Source organism: Novosphingobium sp. (assembly GCF_030699305.1).
Taxonomy (GTDB): domain Bacteria; phylum Pseudomonadota; class Alphaproteobacteria; order Sphingomonadales; family Sphingomonadaceae; genus Novosphingobium.
On record NZ_JAUYNB010000027.1, the window covers coordinates 99,679 to 123,950 of the forward strand.

At 66.2% G+C, this 24,272-nt stretch carries 18 protein-coding genes; 7 read left to right on the forward strand and 11 right to left on the reverse strand.

Features of this window, described 5'->3' with window-relative positions:
- The 6 genes from Q8Q53_RS11375 to Q8Q53_RS11400 all read left to right on the forward strand — a co-directional run bounded on the left by Q8Q53_RS11375 (position 1) and on the right by Q8Q53_RS11400 (position 8,294).
- Positions 1-843: a class III extradiol dioxygenase subunit beta gene (locus Q8Q53_RS11375; protein WP_305701886.1), complete on the forward strand. Its 843-nt coding sequence runs from the start codon at positions 1-3 to the stop codon at positions 841-843.
- Between the two features lie 8 nt (positions 844-851).
- On the forward strand, positions 852-1,799 hold the full coding sequence (locus tag Q8Q53_RS11380; protein ID WP_305701954.1) for a Gfo/Idh/MocA family oxidoreductase: 948 nt from the start codon (positions 852-854) through the stop codon (positions 1,797-1,799).
- Between the two features lie 273 nt (positions 1,800-2,072).
- Entirely contained in the window at positions 2,073-3,062 is a 990-nt protein-coding gene (locus tag Q8Q53_RS11385) for an aldo/keto reductase (RefSeq protein WP_305701887.1), read from the forward strand.
- Positions 3,063-3,222: 160 nt separating this feature from the next.
- Positions 3,223-5,760 (forward strand): TonB-dependent receptor, encoded by a 2,538-nt coding sequence (locus tag Q8Q53_RS11390; protein WP_305701888.1) that lies wholly within the window; start codon positions 3,223-3,225, stop codon positions 5,758-5,760.
- Between the two features lie 126 nt (positions 5,761-5,886).
- Positions 5,887-7,362, forward strand: a complete 1,476-nt coding sequence (locus Q8Q53_RS11395) for a carotenoid oxygenase family protein (RefSeq protein WP_305701889.1) — start codon at positions 5,887-5,889, stop codon at positions 7,360-7,362.
- Between the two features lie 8 nt (positions 7,363-7,370).
- Positions 7,371-8,294, forward strand: a complete 924-nt coding sequence (locus Q8Q53_RS11400; protein ID WP_305701890.1) for an NAD(P)H-binding protein — start codon at positions 7,371-7,373, stop codon at positions 8,292-8,294.
- 54 nt (positions 8,295-8,348) lie between these two features.
- Here Q8Q53_RS11400 and Q8Q53_RS11405 read toward each other — a convergent pair whose 3' ends face one another.
- Positions 8,349-10,445, reverse strand: a complete 2,097-nt coding sequence (locus Q8Q53_RS11405; RefSeq protein ID WP_305701891.1) for a TonB-dependent siderophore receptor — start codon at positions 10,443-10,445, stop codon at positions 8,349-8,351.
- 166 nt (positions 10,446-10,611) lie between these two features.
- A complete protein-coding gene (locus Q8Q53_RS11410) occupies positions 10,612-11,967 on the reverse strand; it encodes an MFS transporter (RefSeq protein ID WP_305701892.1) in 1,356 nt (451 codons plus the stop codon).
- Positions 11,968-12,066: 99 nt separating this feature from the next.
- On the opposite strand from Q8Q53_RS11410, the gene Q8Q53_RS11415 reads away from it, so the two are divergent.
- Positions 12,067-12,693 carry a class I SAM-dependent methyltransferase gene (locus Q8Q53_RS11415; RefSeq protein ID WP_305701893.1) on the forward strand — a complete coding sequence of 209 codons (627 nt, stop codon included), beginning with the start codon at positions 12,067-12,069 and terminating at the stop codon, positions 12,691-12,693.
- 11 nt (positions 12,694-12,704) lie between these two features.
- Here the strand turns inward: Q8Q53_RS11415 and Q8Q53_RS11420 are convergent, their stop codons facing one another.
- The 9 genes from Q8Q53_RS11420 to Q8Q53_RS11460 form a co-directional block, all read right to left on the reverse strand.
- Complete coding sequence (locus Q8Q53_RS11420) at positions 12,705-13,889, reverse strand: molybdopterin molybdotransferase MoeA (protein ID WP_305701894.1); 1,185 nt, start codon at positions 13,887-13,889, stop codon at positions 12,705-12,707.
- The gene (locus Q8Q53_RS11425; RefSeq protein ID WP_305701895.1) at positions 13,886-14,422 is read right to left on the reverse strand and encodes a molybdenum cofactor synthesis domain-containing protein; all 537 of its coding nucleotides are present in this window, start codon (positions 14,420-14,422) and stop codon (positions 13,886-13,888) included. Before Q8Q53_RS11425 ends, Q8Q53_RS11420 begins: the two co-directional genes overlap by 4 nt.
- A 26-nt stretch (positions 14,423-14,448) precedes the next feature.
- A complete protein-coding gene (locus Q8Q53_RS11430) occupies positions 14,449-15,156 on the reverse strand; it encodes a ribonuclease T (RefSeq protein ID WP_305701896.1) in 708 nt (235 codons plus the stop codon).
- Positions 15,153-16,013, reverse strand: coding sequence for a carboxylating nicotinate-nucleotide diphosphorylase (gene nadC, locus Q8Q53_RS11435; protein ID WP_305701897.1), 861 nt, complete (start codon positions 16,011-16,013; stop codon positions 15,153-15,155). The genes Q8Q53_RS11430 and nadC overlap by 4 nt, the downstream gene beginning before the upstream one ends.
- A 212-nt stretch (positions 16,014-16,225) precedes the next feature.
- Positions 16,226-17,122, reverse strand: a complete 897-nt coding sequence (locus Q8Q53_RS11440) for a ribose-phosphate diphosphokinase (RefSeq protein ID WP_305701898.1) — start codon at positions 17,120-17,122, stop codon at positions 16,226-16,228.
- Positions 17,119-18,603: a thymidine phosphorylase family protein gene (locus tag Q8Q53_RS11445; protein WP_305701899.1), complete on the reverse strand. Its 1,485-nt coding sequence runs from the start codon at positions 18,601-18,603 to the stop codon at positions 17,119-17,121. The genes Q8Q53_RS11440 and Q8Q53_RS11445 overlap by 4 nt, the downstream gene beginning before the upstream one ends.
- A gap of 123 nt (positions 18,604-18,726) precedes the next feature.
- Positions 18,727-19,983, reverse strand: coding sequence for a TolC family protein (locus Q8Q53_RS11450; RefSeq protein ID WP_305701900.1), 1,257 nt, complete (start codon positions 19,981-19,983; stop codon positions 18,727-18,729).
- The gene (locus Q8Q53_RS11455) at positions 19,980-23,069 is read right to left on the reverse strand and encodes an efflux RND transporter permease subunit (RefSeq protein WP_305701901.1); all 3,090 of its coding nucleotides are present in this window, start codon (positions 23,067-23,069) and stop codon (positions 19,980-19,982) included. The genes Q8Q53_RS11450 and Q8Q53_RS11455 overlap by 4 nt, the downstream gene beginning before the upstream one ends.
- Before the next feature lie 3 nt (positions 23,070-23,072).
- Positions 23,073-24,182: an efflux RND transporter periplasmic adaptor subunit gene (locus Q8Q53_RS11460; protein ID WP_305701902.1), complete on the reverse strand. Its 1,110-nt coding sequence runs from the start codon at positions 24,180-24,182 to the stop codon at positions 23,073-23,075.
- Between the last annotated feature and the right edge of the window lie 90 nt (positions 24,183-24,272).

The following is a 24,272-nucleotide window of genomic DNA, read 5'->3' on the forward strand; positions in this document are numbered from 1 at the left end:
ATGGCCCGTATTACTGCCGGTGTCGGCTCCAGCCATGTGCCCCTGCTGGGCGTGGCCGTGGATCAGGGCAAGGACCGCGACGATTACTTCGGCCCGATCTTCGCCGGGTATGACTGGACCCGCGAATGGGAAAAGGAAACGAAGCCCGACGTGATCGTGCTGGTCTATAACGACCACGCATCTGCCTTCGACATGAAGATCGTGCCGACTTTCGCAATCGGCTGCGGCGAACGCTACAAGCCGGCTGACGAAGGCTGGGGCCCCCGGCAGGTGCCGGACGTCGAAGGGCATCCGGACCTCGCCTGGCACATCGCGCAGAGCCTGATCCTCGACGAATTCGACATGACGATCATCAACGAGATGGACGTCGATCATGGCCTGACCGTGCCGCTGTCGATGATGTTCGACAAGCCGGCGAAGTGGCCGGTCAAGGTCGTGCCGCTGGCGGTCAACGTCGTGACCTATCCGGTTCCGTCGGGCAACCGCTGCTGGGCGCTGGGCGAGGCGGTCAGGCGCGCGGTGGAAAGCTTCCCCGAAGACCTCAACGTCCAGATCTGGGGCACCGGCGGCATGAGCCACCAGTTGCAAGGCCCGCGCGCCGGGCTGCTCAACCGCGAATGGGACAACAAGTTCCTCGACATGCTCGAAGCCGATAACGACGACGCCCGCTGGATCCCGCATATCGAATATTTGCGCGAAACGGGCAGCGAAGGCATCGAAATGGTGATGTGGCTGATCATGCGCGGCGCGCTGGGCCAGAAGGTCCGCCGCCTGCACCGCCACTATCACATCCCGTGCAGCAACACGGCCATCGGCCATATCGTTCTGGAGCCAGCCGAATGAGCAACCCCATCCGTATCGCGTTGGCCGGGGCCGGCGCCTTTGGCGAAAAGCACCTCGACGGGCTGAAGAACATTGACGGCGCCGAAGTGGTCTCGATCATCAGCCGCACCGGCGAACAGGCTGCTGCGGTGGCCGAGAAGTACGGCGCGAAGCACAGTTCGACCGAACTGGACGATGCGCTGGCGCGCGACGATGTCGACGCGGTGATCCTGTGCACGCCGACGCAGATGCACGCGAGCCAAGCCATCGCCTGCATGAACGCGGGCAAGCACGTGCAGGTTGAAATCCCGCTGGCCGACAGCTGGGCCGACAGCGAGGCCGTGCTGGCCAAGCAAAAGGAAACCGGGCTGGTCTGCATGGTTGGCCACACCCGCCGCTTCAATCCGTCGCACCAGTACGTGCACAACAAGATCGTCGCGGGCGAACTGAACATCCAGCAGATGGACGTCCAGACCTATTTCTTCCGCCGCCGGAACATCAACGCCAAGGGCGAGCCGCGCAGCTGGACCGACCACCTGCTGTGGCACCACGCCGCGCACACGGTCGATCTGTTCGCCTATCAGGCGGGCAAGATCGTTGCAGCCAATGCGATCGAAGGCCCGATCCACCCGGAACTGGGCATTGCGATGGATATGTCGATCCAGCTGAAGAGCGAGAGCGGCGCAATCTGCACGCTGTCGCTGTCGTTCAACAACGACGGGCCGCTCGGCACCTTCTTCCGCTACATCGGCGACACCGCGACCTATATCGCGCGCTACGACGATCTGGTGAACGGCAAGGAAGAGCCGGTTGATGTGTCCAAGGTCGATGTCAGCATGAACGGGATCGAGTTGCAGGACCGCGAATTCATCGCCGCGATCCGCGAAGGGCGCGAGCCGAATTCGTCCGTCGCCAAGGTGCTCGATTGCTACCGCGTGCTGGGCGACCTCGAAAAGCAGCTCGAAGCGGCGCGGTAAGCAGGGTCAACCCATCGGTCCTGCACCGCTCATGGTGAGGAGAGACTGAGCTTGTCGAACGCTCGTCTCGAACCACGTGGTCCTTCGAGACGCCATTTCGACAGGCTCAATGGCTCCTCAGGATGAGCGATTGCGCTTGATGGCGGTGTGCTGTGCGGTCATGGGCATCACGGCTTCGTCATTGCGGGCGGCGAGGCCGCGCGGCAATCCAGAGGTTGCGTAAATCGCTCTGGATTGCTTCGCTGCCGGCTCGCACAGACAAAGGAATGAACGATGGTTGGCAAGCGGCAACTGGGCGGACGCAGCGTCAATCCCGTGGGGTTGGGGTGCATGTCGCTGTCATGGGCCTATGGCACCCCGCCGTCCGAAGACTACGCCGCCGAGCTGCTCAATCGCGCGCTCGATCTCGGCTATGACCACCTCGACACCGCGAACATCTATGGCCTGGGCCATAACGAGACGCTGCTGGGCAAGGCGCTGAAGGGCCGCCGGGGCGAGTTCTTCCTCGCCACCAAGATGGGCATCATCGTCGATGGCGCGCGCAGGGGGGTCGATTGCAAGCCGGACACCATCAAGGCCTGCGTCGAACAATCGCTGACCCGGCTCCAGACCGATCATATCGACCTGTATTACATGCACCGCCGCGATTTTTCGACCCCGATCGAGGATTCGATGGGGGCGATGGCGGATCTGGTCAAGGAGGGAAAGATCGGCTCGGTCGGCCTGTCCGAAATGAGCGCGGAGACCTTGCGCCGGGCCCATGCGGTGCATCCGGTGGCGGCCGTGCAGACCGAATATTCACTCTGGACGCGCAATCCTGAAATCGCTGTGCTCGATGCCTGCCGCGATCTGGGGGTGGCGTTCGTTGCGTTCTCGCCGGTCGGGCGCGGGGTGCTGGCGAACGGTGTGCGCGATCTGGCCGCGCTGCCCGAAAAGGACCTGCGCCACACCATGCCGCGCTTTGATGCGGACAACTGGCCGGGCAATCTGGCGCTGGTCGATGCGTTCAACGCGATCGCCGCGCGCGAAGGGGTGACCCCCGCGCAGCTCAGTCTGGCGTGGGTCCATTCACGCGGGGATCACGTGGTGACTATCCCCGGCACGGCGTCGATTCCGCACCTGGCAGAAAACATCGCCCGGTGGGACTGGGACGTGCCCGCAGCCGTCGCGGCAGAGCTCGATTCGCTGATCAATCAGCACACGGTATTCGGGCCGCGCTATGGTTCGGTGATCCAGAAAACGATCGATACCGAAGAATTCTAATGATATTTCAGGCACTTGGATTGCGTGATGCTTTCGGGCCACAATCCGCCTGAATATTTCGCAGGGCCTGATTTCGCGCTTTTGAAAAATTCACATGGATGATAATCAGTAAGCAAGGCTTACAATTAAGCTGTGTTTGGAGAGAGGGATGATGAGGGCAATGAACAAGCTTCGGCATTCGTTCGCGTTCGGCGCGAGCGCACTGGTTCTGGCAACCGCCGCAACCCCGGCATTCGCGCAGGACGCGGTCGCCAAGGATGATGGCGCCAATCCGGAGATCGTGGTCACCGCGCAGTTCCGCGAACAGCGCCTGCAGGACACTCCGCTTGCCATTTCGGCGGTCAACGCGGAAATGCTGGAAGCCCGCAGCCAGACCAGCGTGGAGCAGGTCGCGGCGCAGGCACCCAACGTGACCCTGACCCCGCAGGGCCAGCAGAACGGTTCGGGCCTGATCGCGTTCATCCGCGGCGTCGGACAGACCGACTTCAACTTCGCGCTGGAACCGGGCGTCGGCATCTATGTCGATGACGTGTACATTCCCACGCTGACCGGCTCGCTGCTGGACCTGATGGACCTTGACCGCGTCGAAGTGCTGCGCGGGCCGCAGGGCACGCTGTCAGGCCGCAACGCCATTGGCGGTTCGATCAAGCTGTTCTCGACCAAGCCGCAGGGCAGCGGCAAGGGTTCGATCCAGGCCACTTATGGCTCGCTCAACCGCGTGGAAGTGCGCGGGTTCGCGGACATGGCACTGGCCGACAACCTGTTCATGCGCGTCGCGGGCGTTTCCAAGAACCGTGACGGCTTTGTCAAGCGGCTGGACTATGGCCTGACCCATCCGGGTTCGGGCGTTCCGACGAACAACACCGGCGGTCCGGAGCTGGGCACGCTGGGCGGCCAGTCCTATGCGGCGGGCAAGCTTTCGCTGCGCTGGCTGCCGACCGAAACGGTCGAAGTGAACATTTCGGGCGATTACACCCGTGACCGGTCTGAGGCCGGTGCCAGCGTTCTGCGCTATTACAACAACGCCTCCACCACCGGGGATGGCGTTGCGTGGCTGCCCAACACCATCACTGGCGCGCCGATTGCCGGGAACTGCGCGTTCGTCCCTTATGGGGAAAACAGCTGCGATACGCTGACCGGCTATGATCGCCGCTATGTGTCTTACGCGACCTTTGCCGATACGCGTGCGGTAACGCCGCAGGCTCCGTTCAAGCCGGCGATCTTCACGCCCCAGCAGTGGCTCGACAATTATGGCGTGATGGGCACGATCGACATCGATCTGTCTGACAGCCTGCAGCTGAAGTCGATCACGGCATGGCGCCACTACAAGTCGGTCTGGTCGCAGGACGTCGATAACTCGCCGATTGCCAACCAGCAGCTGCGCCAGACCCTGATCAACGATCAGTGGAGCCAGGAACTGCGCCTGAACGGCAAGATCGGCGATGACGCAGCGTTCGAATACACGCTCGGCGGGTTCTACTTCAAGCGCGACGGCACGCTGACGGCGCGGGTGGACCTGAACTATGCCGGACTGGACTTCCTGCATGGTCCCGATCCGACGCCGGCCAACAACAAGGCGCTGTTCGCCACTGGCATCTGGCACGTGACCGACAGCTTCAACGTGACCGGCGGTGTTCGCCAGAGCTGGGATTCCAAGGACTATGTGTTCCAGCGGCACAACCCGGATGGCACCCTGCCCGGTTCCTGCACCGCTCCACCGCCGGCAGCGACGTTCAGCACCGGCGTGCCGAACTGCCTGATCAGCGGTCTGAATGGTTCGCCCGCCAGCTTTGACAGCAAGCGGTTCGACTGGCGGATCGCGATGGATTACCGCTTTTCGCCGGAATTCATGGCCTATGCCCAGGTGGCAACCGGCTACCGCGCTGGCGGCGTCAACCCGCGTCCGTTCTTCGGCCCGGCCAACGGCCCGCTCAACCAGATCAAGTCGTTCAGCCCCGAAACGCTGCAGTCGTATGAAGTCGGTTTCAAGTCGGACTTGTTCGACCGCAAGCTGCGCCTGAACGTTTCGGCGTTCTACAACGACTACAAGGACATCATCCTGACGCTGTCGGCCTGCCCGATTTCGCCGTGTCTCCAGCCGAACAACGTCGGTGCGGCCGACGTGAAGGGCTTCGAAATCGAAACGCTGATCAAGCCCACGGCGAACTTCACGCTCGACGGTGCGCTCAGCTATATCGACTTCAAGTATACCGCCCTGACCGGCGCGACCGCGGTGACGCTGAACATGGTCACCCCGTATACGCCGAAGTGGAAGGCCAGCTTTGGCGCACAGTATGACTTCCAGAATGTGCTGGGCGGCACGCTCTCGGCCCGCTTCGACGGCGCGTATCAGAGCCATGTCTACACCGAGGCGGTGAACTACGACCGGATCGTGGTGTCGACCACGGCGCCGATCGTCACCAACCCGGCGGTTCCCGGTGTCACGGCCCGCCCGGGCGGCGGCCCGCTGGCCACGGTGGTCGCGTCGAACCGGATCGACGGATACTTCGTCGGCAATGCCCGCCTGACCTGGAAGGAAGAGAGCGAAGCACCGTTCTCGGTCAGCCTTGAAGTGCAGAACGTGTTCAACCGGTACTACTTCACCTCGCTGTATGAGCAGTTCGCCAGCCCCGGCACGATCTCCGGCGCGCCGTCGCTGCCGCGGACCTGGGCGGTGACGCTGAAGAAAGCGTTCTGATTTAACCAACTACCCTGACTGGGGCCGTCATCCGCAAGGGTGGCGGCCCTTTTTTGTGCGCTTTTTTGGTTGCACCGCGCCGCGATCACGCTACACCAATACTAACAATAGTTAGGATGAGGATCGATGGCAGCTTTTCCGCAGACGCCCTATTTCATTGGGCTGAACGAACCCGTTGGCCGGGAAGTCGCGTTTACCGGGCTTGAGGTCGAAGGCACTGTTCCGGCCGAAGTGCGCGGCAGTTTCTATCGCGCGGTGCCTGATCCGGCCTTCCCGCCGAAGTTTGCCGACGATCACACCCTGTCGGCCGACGGGATGGTCAGCCGCCTGTCGATCAACCCCGATGGCAGCGCCGACTTCGCGATGAAGTTCGTGCAGACCGCGCGCCACCAGGCCGAAACCGAACTGGGCCGCGCCCGCTTTGGCAAATATCGCAACCCCTATACCGACGACGCCGACGTGCAGGGTGTGGACCGGACGGTCGCCAACACCACCCCGGTCTGGCACGCGGGCAAGCTGTTGATGGCCAAGGAAGACGGCCTGCCCTATCGCGTCGATCCGCGCACGCTGGAGACGATCGGCAGCTATGATTTCGGCGGCGCGCTGAAATCCGAAACGATGACCGCACACGTCCGGGTCGATCCCGCAACGGGCGAAATGTTCTTCTATGGCTACGAAGCCGATGGGCTGGCCAGCGCCAAGGTGGCCTATTGCGTGGTCGGCGCCGATGGCGCGCTGAAGTCTGAACAGTGGTTCGACGCGCCCTATTGCGCGATGATGCACGATTTCGCGATCAGCGAGAACTATGCGCTGTTCCCGATCTATCCGACCACCAGCGATCTCGACCGGCTGATAGCCGGCGGCGAACACTGGCACCACCAGCCGGAACTGGACAGCTGGCTGGGCGTGATGCCGCGCTATGGCGATGTGTCGGAAATCAAGTGGTTCAAGGGCCCCAAGGGCGTGTTCTGCTATCACATGATGAACGCCTGGGAGGATGCGGACGGCCTGCTGCATTTCGACCAGTGCCTGTCGAACACCAACGCCTTCGCCTTCATCCGCGAGCCATCGGGCATCCAGATGCAGCCGTGGGAAATCCAGGGCGGGCTGACCCGCTGGACGGTCGATCCCAAAGGCCCGGCGGGCGACGTTTCGGAAAGCCTGATCGGCCCGCCGGGCGACTTCCCGGTGATCCCGGCAGCCAAGCAGGGGCGACCTTATTCGACCGGCTTCATGCTGACCATGAACCCGGACCGGCAAGGCCCGCCGGTGTTCGGCGGCCCGGTGATGGCGATGTTCGACATGCTGGTGCGGCTGGACGGGCTGGACGGCGCGCAGCCGCAGATCACGCAGGCGCTGCCGATGCAGCCGGGCTGGTGCTATAGCGAGCCGCTGCACGTGCCCTCGACCGAGCATGAAGGCTGGCTGATGACGTTCGTCGATCACCAGACCGGGGAGAACACTTTCGAACACTTCGCGTGGGTGCTCGAAGCGGGGGCGATTGCCAATGGCCCGGTTGCCAGCATCCGCATCCCGACCCGGCTGCGCCCGCAAGTCCACGGCTGGTGGGTCAGCCAGGCGCAACTCGACGCGGCGGAATAGGACCGGGCATGGGTAAAATCGTCATCACCGGGGCGTCGGGCCAATACGGCCGCGTCGCCACGCAAGGCCTGATCGCGCAGGGCCGCGCAGGCGATCTGATCCTGATGAGCCGTTCGCCTGAAAAGCTGGCGGACATGGCCGCGCTGGGCTGCGCTGTGCGGTATGGCGATTATGACCAGCCAGCCAGTATGGTCGCGGCGATGGCCGGGGCGAACAAGCTGTTGCTGATTTCGGGCACCCGGGTCGGCGCGCGGGTGGCGCAGCATCAGGCGGCGGTCGATGCGGCGGTTGCCGCAGGCGTGGGCCATGTGGTCTATACCAGCTTCATCGGGATTGACGATCCGGCCAACCCCGCCGAAGTGCGCCACGATCATATCGAAACCGAACGCCTGATCCGCGCATCGGGGCTGGCGTTCACGTTCCTGCGCGATGCCCACTATGCCGATGCGATGATCCTGATGGCGGGGCCGGGGGTCATGGCCAGCGGCCAGTGGATCAGCAACGCCGGGCTGGGCCGGGAAGCGATGGTCTGGCGAGACGATTGCGCGGCCTGCGCAGTTGCTGTGCTGGCGGGCGAGGGCCATGAAGGCCGGACTTACAATATCACCGGCCCGCAGCTTCAGGACTTTGCCGAAGTGACCGCATTGATGGCGGAACTGACCGGGGTGCCGCTGGAGTATGTGGCGGTCGATGATGACGCGCAATATGCGATGTTCGACGCGATGGGGATTCCGCGCCGTCCGGTGGACGACCAGTATGTCGGTGCAATTCCGTGGAACAGCGATGACATGGTCACGTTCGGCGCGGCGATCCGTGGCGGGTTCCTGGCGATTTGCAGCGATGATGTTGCGCGGCTGCTCGGCCGTCCGGCCCGGTCGGTCGGCGAGCTGATTGCGGACAACGTCGATCTGCTGCGCGGGGCGGCGGCATAGGGCCAGTGTTCCGCAAGCCGCAAAGGCCCTTCCAACCGGTCCTGACCCCAAGCCTCAATACTTCACGCGCAGCGTCAGCTTGGCATTGAGCGGTTCACCAACCGAGATATTGTTATCGGTGTGGGCGCTCGGGAAATAGGCGGCGTCGGTCAGGTTCTCGACATTCAGTTGCAGCGCGATCCGGTCCGACACGTCATAGAACAGGCCGAGGTCGAGGCGCGTGAAGGCGGGCATCCGCACGGCGCTGCTGATCGTCGAGAACTGGCCAGACTGGTGCAGCAGGCCCAGGCCAACGCCCAGCTTGTCGGTCAGCGCATAGCGGCCCCATGCGGACAGCTGATGGCGCGGCAGCTGCGCCAGACGGCGTCCGGCGGGCGCGGCGGTGGTGGTCGCGCGGATCTCGCCGTCCTGCAGGGCATAGCCGAGCGAGACTTGCAGCCCATCGGTCAGTTGCCCGACCAGCGATGCCTCGATCCCCTTGGTGCGGGTCTTGCCCGTCAGCACCGTGTTGCCGGTGACGGGATCGGTCGCGCGGGTGTTGGTCCGGTCCAGCTGATAGGCGGCGAGCGTGAAGGCCAGTGCGGTGGAGATGTCCCACTTTACCCCGGCCTCCAGGTTGCGGAACGCTTCGGGGGCGAGCGCCTGGGTTGTGGCATCGAGCACCGTGAACTGTTCGCCCGACTGCGGCAGGAAGCTCTTGGCATAGCTGGCATAGAGCGAGAGGTTTTCCTGCGGCTTGACGATCACGCCCAGCCGGGGTGACCACTTGCCGTCGCTGCGCTCGCCCGCAAAGCCGTTGATCCGGTTGGTCGAGGTGATGCGGAAGTGATCATAGCGCAGTCCGGCGACCAGCTTCAGGTGCTCGCCAATGTCGATCTGGTCCTGGATATATGCGGACAGCGCCCGCACCTCCGAAACGGAGGAGCGGCTGACCGCCCCGAACCCGGCGGTGGGCAGCACGATCCGCTCAGCCAGCGTCACTGTGGTGCGCGCGGTGCGGCCCGTGCCAAACTCGGCCTGGCGGCGGCTGTCGACGGTGTCCTGCGCCGCGCCCTCGAACCCCAGCAGCAGGGTGTGGCCGATTCCGCCGGTGTTGCCGGTCCAGACCAGATTGCCCTGCGCGATCCAGTTTTCGCGCAACGTGGCGTTGCTGTATCCTTCCAGCTCCACCGTCCCGGCGGCGGTGACCGCCGCGCGCGGGTAAACGTTGCCGTAGTACTTGTCATAGTGCCCGTATTGCGCGTTGAAATTGGCGCTGACGTTGTCCGAAACGGCATGGTCCAGCCGCATGTGGGCGAGGTGCGCGGTTACTTTGCTGCGGTTCAGCGCGGGGCTGCCGAAGAAGGTCTCGCCATAGCCCGCCAGCGGCGCGCCCGCGCGTGATGGCACGCCGCGATCGGTCAGGCGGTCATCCTCGGCATATTCATAGGTCGCGGTCAGCGTCGTCGCTTCGCCCAGTTGCGCGCCGATGGTGGGGGTCACGCCGATGAAGTGGCCGTTGTAATACTGGCGGTGGTTGTTCAGCTCCTCGTATGCGGCGTTCAGCCGGGTGCCGATCGTGTCGGACAGCGGTGCGCCCAGATCGGCGGCCAGGGTCCAGCCGCCGAAGGTGTCGACGCTGCCGCTGGCACCAATCCGGGTGCGGTCGAACTCAGGGGCCTTCGATACGCGGTTCACAACCCCGCCGCCGCCGCCCCGGCCAAAGATCAGCGCGTTGGCACCCTTCAGCACTTCGACCCGTTCGGCGTTATAGAGCGGGCGGTAGTATTGCGCGTCGTCGCGCAGGCCATCGACAAAGAAATCGGCGGTCGAGCTTTGCCCGCGCAGGGTGATCTGATCGCGGTGGCCTTCGCCCTGGCCCAGCACCACGCCGGGGACGAAGCGCAGCGCATCGGCCAGCGAATCGATCCCCTGATCGTCGAGTTGCTCGCGGCTGATCACGTTCATCGCCTGGGGCACGTCGACCAGCGGTGTGCTCGTCTTGGTCGCGGTCGGGGTCTTCTCGGTGTCATAGCCGTCGGGGCGCCCATAGACGATGATCGCGGGTGAATCCCCCGCGTCTTCAGCCAGAGCGGGAGCCGCCCAGCCCAGCGTTCCCAGGGCGCTGGTGCTGAGGATGGCGATTTGGCGAAAGTTGCGGGTGAGGGTCATATCGTCCTTATTGCGAATGATTTGCATCAACAAATATGCCGCTAATGCGAATCGCTCGCATTGACAAGGATCAAATTTCGCGCCAGCCCATTTGGGGCGTCGATTTGGGGTGAGCGGCGGCCAGCCTGACCGCAGGGCAAAGTGCTGGAATTCGGCGGCGTGCGGCTCAGCGCGCGCCGGTCAGCCGTTCGTCGTCGGTCATCGTGCGCCAGCCCAGGATGATGACGGCCAGGCACAAGGCCTCGATCACCGCAAAGCCGATCCACGGGGAGTGGCCATAGAGCCAGACCCCAAGTGCCGGGGCAAGGATATAGGCCGCGCCGTTGACCGACGCGACAATCCCGGCCGACTGCCCCTGTTCCGCGCGCGAGACCGCCAGCGAGGCGCCGGCGGTGAAGCCGGGTCGGAACAGCCCGAAACCCAGTGAAAGCAGCGCAAAGCAGACCATGATGGTGTGTTCGGTATGGGCAAATGCCAGCAGTCCGGATCCGATCGCGGCCAGCGTGATGCCCCACAGGCAGGAGGCGCGCGGTCCCAGCTTCAGCAGCGGGATCAGCCCCCACTGCGCCAGCAGCGTGGCCAGCGCGCCCATCATCAGGGTCCGCCCGGTTGGCCCTGCGCCCAGTTCGGGTGTGGCGCGCAGCCCCAGCCGGTCCAGCACCATGAACCCGATGATCCCCATCACGGCCGCCTGCGCGTGGCCCCCCAGCAACCCGGTGACCAGCCAAGGCCGCATCCGGATGTCTTTCCATGACAGCTTGGCGGTTGGCGGTGCATTGTCATCGGCGTCGGGTTCATCCTCGTCCGATTGGGGCGCGGTGTTGGAATTGGCGCTGAACGGGGCGGCCATGATATCCCCGCGACCGGCAAACGCGGGCGTATCGTCGGGCAGCCGCAGCCGCACAACTACCAGCACAATCACCGCGATCAGGGTGAAGGCCAGGAACGGGCTGACCAATCCCAGTCCGGGCAGGATCAGGAGCGGCGCGAGCGCTGGCCCCAGCACCGTGCCCAGCCCGAAACTGGATGAGATCAGCGACAGCGCCTGGGTCCGTTCGGCCCGGCTGGTGCGGCTGGCGACATAGGCCTGCACGGCCGGGGGGGCAGCCGATCCGAACAGGCCATAGAGCGAGCGGCACAGCGCAAACAGCAGCAGTGTGCCGACCGCCGCGAGATAGCCGTGCAGCCCCAGCCACAGCGCCATCCCGCACAGGCCGAAGCTGGAAATGAACCCCATCAGGCCGATTGCCATCATCGCCTTGCGCCCGCGCTGGTCCGATTTGCGCGCCCACATCGGCGCGCAGATCATCCACAGCAGCGCCGACCAGGTGTAGGCCAGGCTGATCCAGAAATCCTCAACCTGCAGCGCGGTACCGATGGCGGGCATGACCGATTGCATCGCGGTGTTGCCGGCTGCCGTCACCAGCATGACCAGGAACAACAGGATCAACCGCCCGCGCGGCAGCGTCGCCGTGGTCGGCGCAAAGTGCGGTTCAGCCGGTTGCGGGTTGCCACTGCTCATCGCATCCGTCGCTAGTCCGGACCGAAGCGCCTTGCAATGGGCCGGTAAAATTGGCAACGCCTGCAATCACTGTTTGCATATCGGGACCAGCGATCCAGCATGACGACCACCGAGCTTGCCCGTGAGGCCTTGCCGCAAAGGGTAGCACGCCGAATCAAGCAGATGATGGGGCCTTGGGGCGTCTTTCTGGAAGGCTTTCTGAAAGAGCCGGTGATGGTCGGATCGATCATCCCGTCATCGCGCTTCACGATCAACCGCATGCTGGCTCCGGTCAACTGGAACGAATGCAAGCTGTTCGTCGAATATGGCCCCGGCGTCGGGACATTCTGCCGCCCGGTGCTGGAACGGTTGCCGCGTGACGGCCAGCTGATCGTGATCGACACCAACCCGCTGTTTATCGACTATCTCAAGGCGACCATCACCGACAGCCGGTTCGTGCCGGTGCTGGGTTCGGCCGCCGATGTTGAGGATATCATTCGCGCCCACGGCCATGACCACGCCGACTATGTGCTGTCCGGCTTGCCGTTTTCCACGCTGCCGGACGGTGTCGGAGCGGCCATCGCGGCGGCGACCCACAAGGTGCTGCGGCCGGACGGCGCCTTTCTGGTCTATCAGTTCACGGCGGCCGCCCGCGATTTCATGGCGCGGCATTTCACCCACATCGACGCGGCTTACGAACCGCTCAACGTGTTGCCCTGCAGGCTGTACTGGGGCTGGAAGGACTGACCGGTCCGGCCCTACAGCCGCAGCGCCTGCACGATCTGACCGGGCCGGACCGGCGGTTCCCCCGGTTCGGTGCGGATCAGCCACCGGGCAGCGGCCAGCGTGGCCTGCGCGCCGGAATCCTGGTTGCTGACCGGTTCCAGCCCGACACTTGCCGCGCGGGCGCGCCAGAACGTCATGCGATCGCCCGTGGCGGGCAGCGCGCCGCTTGACGGGCGGGCCTCCCAGTCGAGCACTTCACCGATGGCGCGGCCTTGCAGCGCGGTCAGCAGCGGCACCAGAAACAGCCGCGCAGTGACCATCGCCGAGGTCGGGTTGCCCGGCAGGCCCAGCACCCAGCGGCCCGCCGTCCGGCCCAGCCACACCGGTTTGCCGGGCCTGATCGCGACTTTGGGGAACAGCAGGTCCAGACCATGATCGCCGAACATCGCCTTGGCAAAATCGCGTTCGCCGACTGACGCGCCGCCGGTCACCACCACCACATCGGCCCGGTCCAGCGCTTGTCCGGCGAGCGCCTTCAGTCCGCCGAGATCATCGCCGCCGGTCAGCCGCGCCGCAATCCGCGCACCGTGTTGCCGGGCGAGCGCAGCCACTCCGAACGAGACGGATTCGGGGATGGCCAGCGGATTGCCGCGCGCGGTTCCCGGCGGGGCGAGTTCATCGCCGGTCGCGATGATCGCCATGGCGGGCGCCCGATAGACCAGCGCGCTGCCCCGGTCGGCCCCGGCCAGCGTGACGATTGCGCCGGGATCGAGCAAGCGGCCCGCTTCCAGCAGCACATCCCCCGCGTGAAAATCGCTGCCTGCTGCGCGCACGTGCCAGCCGGGGCCGTATTCGCGCGCGATGGTCATCAGGTCCGCTTCGGCCGTGCAGTTTTCCTGCATGACCACCCGGTCCGCGCCCACCGGCAGGGCCGCGCCGGTAAAGATCCGCACGCATTCGCTTGCGCCGAGCGGTGGCGGCAGTTCGCCTCCGGCAAAGCTTTGCCCGATCACGCGCAGCCGCGCGCCGATGGCTGCATCGACATCGCGCAAGGCATAGCCGTCCATCGCCGATACCGCGCGGCGCGGCGCGTCCAGCGCGGCGTGGACCGGCTCGGCCAGCACGCGCCCATCGGCGTCCACCAGCGCGACTTCCTCTGCCGCCAGCGGCTGCACCGCGCCCGCCAGCAGCGCCAGCGCCTCGTCAAAGGTGATCACGCGCAAACGTCCCGCAGGCGCGGCAGCGCTCCGGCGATGGAACAGGGCTTGTGGCGGCTGTCGCATTCCAGTTCCAGCAGCCCGTCCCACGCATCGCGGCACGCCCCGGTGGAGCCGGGAACGCAGAAGATGAAGGCATCGCCTGCCTGCCCCGCAAATGCGCGCGACTGCATCGTGGCGACGCCGACCGATTGCAGGCTTTTCTGGTGAAACGCGATTGAAAACCCGTCCATTTCCCGGCGCAGCAGCGGGCGGACCGCTTCGGGCGTGTTGTCGCGCGGGGAAAAGCCGGTGCCGCCGGTGGTCAGGATCACTTCGATCTCGGGTCGGGCCAGCCATTCCCGCAGCTGGGCCTGGATCGCGGGGATGTCATCGGTGACGATGGCGCGGGCGTGCAGGACGTGGCCCGCCGTCCGGATGCGTTCTGCCAGCAACCCGCCAGACGTGTCGGTGGCCAGCGTGCGGGTGTCGGAGATGGTCAGGACGGCCATCCCCAGCGGGTGAAACGGCAGGGCGGGATCGATTCCGGGCATCGGCGGTGCTTCCGTTGGGTCAGGGGCTACAGTCCGCGCCAGATTTTCAGCGGGACCGTGCCTTTGGGACCGAACCCGCGTTGCGGGCAGGCGGTGGGTATGAAGTCCTTGTCATAGCACAGCCGCAACTCGCGCAGCCAGCCGCCGTTGCTGACCTGAAGCCCGACGCTGCTTTCGGTGAAGCCCGGATTGCGCCGCACGAATTCGCGCCGCAGATCGGCAGCGGTCAGGCCCTCGCGCCGCGACAGCTTGTCCGCATCGGGCAGGCTGAGCGAGTTCCACAGGATGCCCGCGACCTTGAAATAGCCCGCCGGGGTCACGGCCATGCAGCTGCCGTGCTTGGCCCATTCGTGTTCCAGCAGCGACGGGGCCGGGGTCATGCACAAGTTGGCGCGGATGTCAGCCACGTTGGGGCGCGGTTCCAGCGCGCACCATTGCGGGGGCGGGCCTTTCGCCGCCTCGGGCCACAGCCCGTGCAGGATGAAGCCGAACCGTCCGATCTTGCCGCTGCATTGGTAATCGTTCGCGGATCTGCCGCGCTGGCTGCGGCAGAACTCGGGCGACCAGCTGACCGCCAGCGTATAGCGGGCCACGGGCGCACGCACAGTGGTGCTGTCCTGCCGGGGCGGGCGCGGCAGTTCGATCCGGTTGGGGACGCGACATTGATAGGCCTGCGCCAGCGCCGTTCCCGGCAGGCTCAGTCCAGCCAGCACCGCCAGGGCCGCGCGCCTCACAGCGGGCTGAAATCCAGCCCGATATCGGCGGCGGGCGCGCTTTGGGTCAGGCGGCCGACCGAGACATAGGTGACGCCGGTGGCAGCGATCTCGGCGATGGTGTCCAGCCGGACGCCGCCCGACGCCTCGATCGGCACGCGCCCGGCGACCAGCGCCACGGATTCGCGCAGCTGGTCCGGGTTCATGTTGTCGCACAGCAGGTGACTGGTGCCGCCCGCCAGCGCGGGTTCGATCTGTTCGATCCGGTCCACTTCGCAGATGATCCACTTGATCCCCGCGTCCCTGGCCCGCTGGACCGCTGCGGTCACGCCGCCCGCGACGGCGACGTGGTTGTCCTTGATCATCGCCGCGTCCCACAGGCCCATCCGGTGGTTCTGCCCGCCGCCCATCCGGACCGCGTACTTTTCAAGGTGGCGCAGCCCCGGAATGGTCTTGCGCGTGTCGAGCAGGACGGCGTTCCCCTGCATCGCATCGACATATTGCCGGGTCAGCGTGGCGATGCCCGACAGGTGCTGCACGGTGTTGAGCGCTGAGCGTTCCGCCGTCAGCATTGCCCGCGCCTTGCCCGACAGGCGCATCAGGTCAGTCCCGGCGGGCACCTGCGCGCCTTCTTCCACCAGCACTTCGATTGCCATGTCGGGATCGAGCGCGCGGAAGAACGCGGCGGCGATCGGCAGCCCCGCCACCGTGATCGCATCGCGGCTGTCCATCACCCCGGTGAACATGGCATCCGCCGGGATCACGCTTTCGCTGGTCACGTCATGCCCGCCGCCGGGCAGGCCAAGGCCCAGATCCTCGTCAAGCGTGGACCGGATGAAGGCGGACAGGTCGAAACCGGTGAGGGCAAAGTTGGTCATGCCTGCCGTTTTGCGCAAAGCGGCGCGCAGTGCAACCGGTCAGGCTGGATATGAGGGGCAGGTTTGGCAAACCGGGACGTGCAAACATCGTCATGCTGAACTCGTTTCAGCATCCATCGGGCCACAAGTGCAAGGCTGGTCGACGATTGCGCAAGCGGCGAGATGGACCCTGAAACAAGTTCAGGGTGACGGGTGATGTTTGGTTTTGGCCGTTAATCCAGCCAGTCGGCCGCGCGAATGGCATCGGCCAGCACGCCCGCCAGCGGGATGGTCGCGGCCGGGTGGGCGGCCGCATCGGTCGCGCGGATGCGGGTGATCCCGGCCGCTGCCATTTGCGCCATATCGTCGGGGGAGGCCAGGACATGGGTTGCCACTGCCTCGATTTTGCCAGCCCCTGCCGCTTGCAGCAGGGCAGCGCAGGCGACCAGGGTGGTGCCGCTGGAAATCAGGTCATCGACCAGCAGCACCGGGCGGCCCGCCACCTGTTCGATGCCGGGTATTTCCAGCGTCACCGCGCGGTCGCCGTGGCGGACTTTCTCGCCCACGAGCATATCCAGCCCCAGCGGCACGGCGATGCTTTGCGCCCAAGGGCGGGATTCGCTGTCCGGCCCGACCAGCACGGTGCGCGGGTCCAGCCCCCGCCGGATCGCGGCGATCAGCGCGGGCGCGGCGGAGAGGGCGAGGGCCGGGATGCCGGGGATCGCCTGATCCAGCCGCTCGATGCGGTGCAGGTGCGGGTCGACTGTAACCACGCCGTCGAACCACTGCGCCAGCAGCTGCCCGATCACCCGCTGGCTGATCGCCTCGCCCGGATGAAACGCGATGTCCTGACGCATATAGGCCAGATAGGGCGCGATCAGGATCACGCGGCTTGCCCCGCCATCGCGCAGTGCGGCGCTGGCCAGCAGCAGTTCGACCAACTTGGCGTTCGGATCGTCGAGCGAGCGCAGCAACAGCGCGGTGCGCGCGCCATGCGCCTGCGCCGTCACCAGACTTTCGCCGTCGGGAAAGCGCCGCACGGTGACGGGATGTAGCGGCACGCCGCAGCGCTGCGCCAGCCGCCCGGCTTGCGCCATCTGCCCGGCAAAGGCGAAGACCGCCGCGCTCACGGCGTCACCGTATAGCCCGGATCGGTGGCGGCCAGTTCGCGGGCATAGAGCAGGCCGGTCTCGGACTGGGCGTGGATGCGATAAAAGACCTCGCCCGCGCGGACGCCATCGCCGACCTTGCGCAGCAGGTCGATCCCTGCGCCCTTGTCCATCGGCGCCCCGGCCAGCCGCGCGATCCGCGCGATCAGATGGCAGTCTATCGCGGTGATCGTGCCGGATGCAGCGGCGCGCACGTCATACTGGTGCTCGCCCGGCAGCAACGCGGTCGTGCGCCGTCCCTGCGCATCGATCAGTCGCTCCATCGCCGCCAGCGCCGCCCCCGATTTCAGCAATTCGCACGCCCGTGCATAACCCTGACCCCCGGCCAGCGCGGGGTCGAATTCCAGCACGTGACCGGCCAGCAACAAGGACCGGTCGCGCAAGTCCTGCGGCGCGTCCGCATCGCCGCGCAGCACGGCCATCACATCGCGCGCTTCCAGCACCGGGCCGATGCCCCGGCCAATCGGCTGCGACCCGTCGGTGAACACCACTTCCAGCACCAGCCCCAGTTTTGTCCCGACGTATTCGAACAGCTTGCGCAGCCGGATCGCCTCGCGCCGGGACCGGACCTTGGCGCTGGGGCCGATGGGGATATCGACCACCAGATGGGTCGATCCGGCGGCCAGTTTTTTCGACAGGATCGATGCGACCATCTGTTCAAACGTGTCGATCCGCAGCGGGCGTTCGACCGAGATCAGCACGTCGTCGGCGGGCGACAGGTTGACCCGTCCACCCCAGGCCAGCACGGCGTGTTCCTGCCGGACCACTTCGACCAGCCGGTCTTCGGGCAGGTCGACCGCAGCGAGCACTTCCATCGTGTCCGCCGTGCCCGACGGCGAAGTGATCGCGCGCGAGGATGTCTTGGGCATGGTCAGGCCGTGCGCGGCGATGATCGGCACCACGATCATCGAGGTGCGGTTGCCCGGAATGCCGCCGATGCAGTGTTTGTCCACCACCAGATCGGTTGGCCAGTGCATCCGCCGCCCGGCATCGGCCATCGCGCGGGTCAGGGCCAGCGTCTCCTGCGTGGTCATGAATCCGGCGCAGGCGACCAGAAACGCGCCGATTTCCATCGGGGAATAGCGATAGGCGGCAATATCGCGGATGATTTCCGCAATCGCCGCGTCGTCCAGCGTATCGCCATCGATCTTGCGGCGGACATGTTCGAGGCTGGGCGGGACGGGGGCCTGGCGAAAGCTGACCTCGGTGCCTTCGGGCAGGCCCAGGCGGCGGAACGCCTGTTCGCCCAGCCCGATCTGGCCCGCTTCCAGCAGGCAGGTGTCGTCGACAATCGCCAGCGTGGCGAGGATCGTGGCGGCCCCGTCGCCGATCTCGATCTTGCGCAGCGCCTGGAACTGTTCGGGGGAATAGCCATTGCCTTCGCGCAGCAGGAAGGCAGAGTTTTCAGGGTGGGTGTCGATGGCGACCCGCTTGATCCGCATCACGGCTTCCTTTGCTGACCCGTTATCACAGACCGCAGCGTAAGCACGCGGGGCGCAAGAGACAATTGCCAACTGGCGCCGTCCTGACCGGCCCGCGCCGGAGGGCTTTGGGTGCCGCCCGCGTCAGTCGGAAATCCACAGGTTGTGGCTGTCGATCAGCAGGCGGGACAGTTTGCGGCTGGCGTCCGCGCGGGCCTTGGCCTCGGTCCGAAAGGCCAGATGGGTCAGCCGCTCGCCCAGCAGCACTTCGGACAGGTCGATCGCCCCGAGTTGCTGGCCGCGCCGCAACTTGCCCAGTGCGGCGGACTGTGCGCCCAATGCCTCACGCGCAAAGCGCCAGGCGGTAAACGCGGCCTCGGCCTCGGTGCGGTCGGCATCGGCGGTTTCCTGCACATCAAGCCGGACCGCCGCGAGCTCGGCGGACGCGGCCTGCGCTTCGGCGGCAACCTTGGCGGCCATGCCGCCGCGCGCGCCGCTGCCCAATGGCATCGAGAACACCAGCCCGGCCCCGCGTTCTGCGCCGCCGCGTTCGCTGAACAGCCGCACGCCGACGGTCGGATCGGCCAGCCGGTCCCGCGCGGCGCGGTCAGCCAGCGCGGCGAGCCGCCCGGCTTCGGCATCGGCAGCGGCGATTTCGTGGCTGCGGGCGATGACCTGATCGCGCAAGGTGGCCAGGCCTTCAAGTGGCAGCGCGGGCGACGGCGGCTCCGGCGCGTCCACCGGCAGCGGCAAACCGGGGAACTGCGCCGCCAGCCGGGCGCGGGCCAGATCGGCCCGGCCTTGCGACTGCGCGGCCAAGGCCTGCGCATCACCCAGCGCGGCGGCAGCCTGATCGGCTTCCAGCTGAGGGGCATCGCGCAATTCCACGCGCCGCTGCACCGCCGTCAGGGTGGCGCGGTAATTGCCGACGCCCGCCTGATCGACCGCCGCTTCGGCGCTGGCTTCGACCCAGTCCCACCACAGTTCATTCAGCCGCAGCGCGATCTGGTGGCGGGCATCTTCGGCCAGATTTTCTGCCGCGATCAGGCCAAGTTCCCCGGCCGTGCGGTCCAGCCGAGCCTTGCCGGGCAGCCGGAATGCGCGCGACAGGGTGGCGTCGTATTCATCATACCTGCCTTCGCGGTCGACCGAGCGGCGGACATAGCTGCCCGCAAACACCAGCTCGTGCGACCCGGCTTTCAGGATGCGCTGATCGGCTTTCGCCCCGGCGATCCGGTTGACTGCGGCCTGCACCGCCGGGTGGGCCTCCAGCGCCTCGCGCACTGCGGTTTCGGGGGGCAGTGCGGGATTTGCGAACACAGGCGTTGTCAGCAGGGCCGATGAAGCCAGCAGGGCCGATGCGACCAGCAGGGTCGGCGGGAACAGGAACCGGCGGGTCATGCGATATCTCCGGCGGCGCGCTCGGCCGCGCTTTCACCAAACCGTTCATACAGGATCGGCAGCAGGATCAGGGTCAGCAAGGTGGCCGTGATCAGCCCGCCGATCACCACGATCGCCAGCGGACGCTGGATTTCCGAGCCCGGCCCGCTGGCAAACAGCAGCGGGACCAGCCCGAACGCGGCAATGCTGGCGGTCATCAGCACCGGCCGCAACCGCCGCGCCGCGCCGATCCGCACGGCTTCGGCCAGCGGCATCCCGCTTTCGCGCAACTGCCGGAAATAGCTGACCATCACCAGCCCGTTCAGCACCGCGATCCCCAGCAGCGCGATGAACCCGACCGAGGCCGGCACCGAGAGGTATTCACCAGACACCGCCAGCGCGACCATGCCGCCAACCGCCGCGAACGGAATGTTGACCAGGATCAGCGCCGAGGCCCGGGCCGAACGTAGCGTCATATACAGCACCACGAAAATCAGCGCGACCGCGATTGGCAGGACGATCATCAACCGGGCCGAAGCGCGCTGCTGGTTTTCGAACTGCCCGCCCCAGACCAGCCGGTAACCCGGCGGCAGTTTGACGTTGGCGCCGATGTCGGCCTTGGCTTCCTCGACATAGCCCACCAGATCACGCCCGGACACGAACGCCTGCACCAGTGCAAAGCGCGAACCGTTTTCGTGCTCCAGCTTCACCGGCCCGGCCACCCGCTGGACGGTCGCCACGTCGCTGGCGCGGACCAGCTGGCCCGATGGACTGCGATAGACCTGATCGGCAAAGGCCTGCGGGTCCATCCCGTCACCGCCTTCACCCCGGATCACCACCGGCACCCGGCGCACGCCATCGGCCACTACCCCGGCGCGCACCCCTTCGACATTGGCGCGCATCATGTCCTGCAACTGGTCGATCGGCATTCCCGCCTGTCCGGCGGCCAGCCGGTCGATCTCGATCTGGAGGTAATCGACGCTGTCGTTGGCGACGGTCATCGCTTCGCTGGTTCCGCGCAGGCCCAGCAGGCGGGTCTGGATTTCACCCGACAGGCGGGACAGTTCCTGCAGATCGGGACCGAACAGCTTGATCGCCAGATCGCCGCGCGACCCGGTCAGCATTTCCGACACGCGCATTTCGATCGGCTGGGTAAAGCTGGGCTCGATGCCCGGAAAATCTTCCAGCACCACGCGGATCTGGTCCACCAGCCAGTCCTTGTCCGGCACGCGCCATTCGCTGCGCGGTTTGAGGATCATGAAGCTGTCGGTTTCGTTCGGGCTCATCGGATCGAGGCCCAGCTCATCACTGCCGACGCGGGCGATCACGCCGGTCACTTCGGGCACTTGTTCCAGGATCGCGCGCTGGACTTTCAGATCGCCTTCGACGCTGTGTTCGATGCTGATACTGGGCAGCTTGGTCAGCTGCACCAGGGTTGAGCCTTCGTCCATCGTCGGCAGGAAGGTCTTGCCGGTGACGGCATAGGCCCCGCCCGCGACCAGCAGCGAAGCTCCGGCAATTCCGGCCACGATCCGGCGGTTGGCAAAGGCCCAGTCGAGCGCGCGGGCGTGGCGGGGCGCAATCTGGCGCATCAGCCAGGGTTCGTGGTGGCCGTGTTTCACCTTCAGCACGAAATAGGCCATCACCGGCACCAGTGTCAGCGACAGCACCAGCGCCGACATCAGCGCCAGCACGATGGTCAGCGCCACCGGGGTGAACAGTTTTCCTTCCAGCCCCTCCAGCGTCAGCAGCGGCAGAAATACCAGCGCGATGATCAGCAGGCCCGATGCCACCGGCACGGCGACTTCGGCCGAAGCCACGAACACCGCGTGCAGTTTGCCCAGTTTCGCGTGTTTGGGATCGGACAGGCGCTCCACCACGTTCTCGACCACGACGACCGCCCCGTCGACCAGAATGCCGACCGCGATGGCCAGCCCGCCCAGACTCATCAGGTTGGCGGTCAGCCCGATCGCGCGCATGAAGATAAACGTCAGCAGCGCCGCCATTGGCAGCGCCAGCGCGACGATCACCGACGCGCGCACATCGCCCAGGAACAGCAGCAGCAGAATGACCACCAGGATCGTCGCTTCGACCAGCGCGGATTCCACGGTGCCAACCGCGCGGCCGATCAGGTCCGACCGGTCATAGAATGCGTCCACGCTCATGCCCTGGGGCAGGCTGGGCTTGATCTCTTCCAGCCGTGCCTTGACCCCTTCGACCACTTTGGCCGCATCAGCCCCGCGCAGGCCGATCACCAACCCCTGTACCGCTTCGCCGGTGCCGTTCCTGGTCACCGCGCCATAGCGCGTCAGGCTGCCGGTGCGGACCGTGGCGACATCGCCGATCCGCAGCACCGTGCCGCTTGCCGCGCGCACGACGATGGCGGAGAGGTCTTCCAGCGAGCGGATCGCGCCGACCGAACGAACGATCAGCGATTCTTCACCCACGCGCAGACGGCCCGCGCCGTCGTTGCGGTTGCTGCGTTCGATCGCGGCGGACAGGTCTTCCACCGTCAGACCGGCAGTGGCCAGCGCGGCCATGTCGGGGCGCACCTCGAACGTTTCGACAAAGCCGCCCAGCGCATTGACATCGGCCACGCCCGGCACGGTGCGCAGCGCAGGCCGCACGATCCAGTCCAGCACGCGGCGCTTTTCGGCCAGCGATTGCGGGCCTTCCAGCGTGAACATGTACATGTCTGACAGCGGCGTCGAGATCGGGGCCATCCCGCCTTCGACGGTCACCGGCAGATCGCCCGCCACGTTGGCCAGCCGTTCCGCCACCTGGCTGCGCGCCCAGTAGATATCGGTGCCATCCTTGAAGTCGATCGTCACGTCGGCGATCGCGTATTTGGCAACGGAGCGCAGGTTTGCCTGATCGGGGATGCCCAGCATCTCCATCTCGATCGGCGTGATGACGCGGCTTTCCACTTCTTCCGGCGTCATGCCGGGGGCTTTCAGGATGATCTTGACCTGGGTGGAACTGATATCCGGGAACGCGTCGATCGGCAGGTTCCAGAACGACCACGCGCCCCAGCCCGCCAGCCCGGCCGCAAGGCCCAATACCAGCAGGCGCATGGCCAGCGCCTTTTCAACCAGCCGGGTCAGCATCGGTTATTCTCCGCCCAGGATGACTTTGAGTTCGGAAATGCCCGAAACGGCCACCCGCTCACCCGGTTTCAGGCCGGTGCTGAGCGCGGTGCGCGTTCCGCCGCTGCCGGCCACGGTCACCTTGCGCACCGCAAAGCCGGCCGGTGTGGCAACAAACACGACGTCGCTGTCACCCATCCGGGTCACGGCGGCGGCAGGAACGGAAATGCCATCGGCCTGCTGCGTGCCTTTCAGCACGGCCATCACCGCCTTGCCACTGACCAGCCCCGGCGCATCGCCGAGCCGCGCGGTCGCCGGGATGGAGCGGGTTGCGGCATCAAGCGAGCCGCCGACCGAAACCACCGTGCCGCTGGCCGTTTGCCCGCCGGGCAGCGCGACGCTCAGTTCCAGCCCCGGCCGGATATCGTTTGCCAGCCGTTCTGGCACTTGCAGATCCAGCATCAGGTTGGCGGTGTTTTCGACCACGAACGGGGCGGTCATCGTGTCCACCGGGCCGCCGGTCTGCACGTTGACCGCAGCGATCCGGCCGGTGATCGGCGCGCGCAGGGTGATCACGCCGCTGCTGCCCGCGCCGCTTTGCGCCAGCAGCCGCCGGTTTTCCGAAACGTCGGCCTGGGCGCGGCGCAGTTCGGCTTGCGCTTCGTCGCCGCGGGCGGGGGCGTAGATGCCTTCCTTGACCAGCTGGGCGGTGCGCTGGGCGGTCGCCTGGGCCACGGCCAGCTGCGCCTGACCGCGCGCCAGCGCGGCGCCGTATTGTACCGGCTCGACTGAGCGGATCACGGCCAGCGCTTGCCCGCGCGTCACGGTCTGGCCGTTGACCACCAGCACGCGCACCACGGTGCCGCCAAACAGGGTGGAAACGCCGACGCGTGCTTCTGGCGGCAACGTCACGATGGCCGGGATTGCGCCCAGTTCCAGCGCGCTGGCCGCGACCGCCGCTTCGGTGCGGATGCCGAGCCGCTTGATCTGTTCGGGGCTGAGCGCGCCGGGCGCCTTGCCGTCTGCGGAGTCCGTGACTGCCGCCGGATCGGATGGATCCGCCTGCCACCACCAGATTCCGCCCGCAACCACGGCAGAAGACAGGGCGATCGCGATCAGCGTGGATTTTTTCATGGCGCTGCTGTGGCAGGCGAAGCTGACAGCGGCCTGACAATCTGTCAGGCTATCGTCAGCCAGCACGGTTAGGGCTGGTGCAGGAGGAAA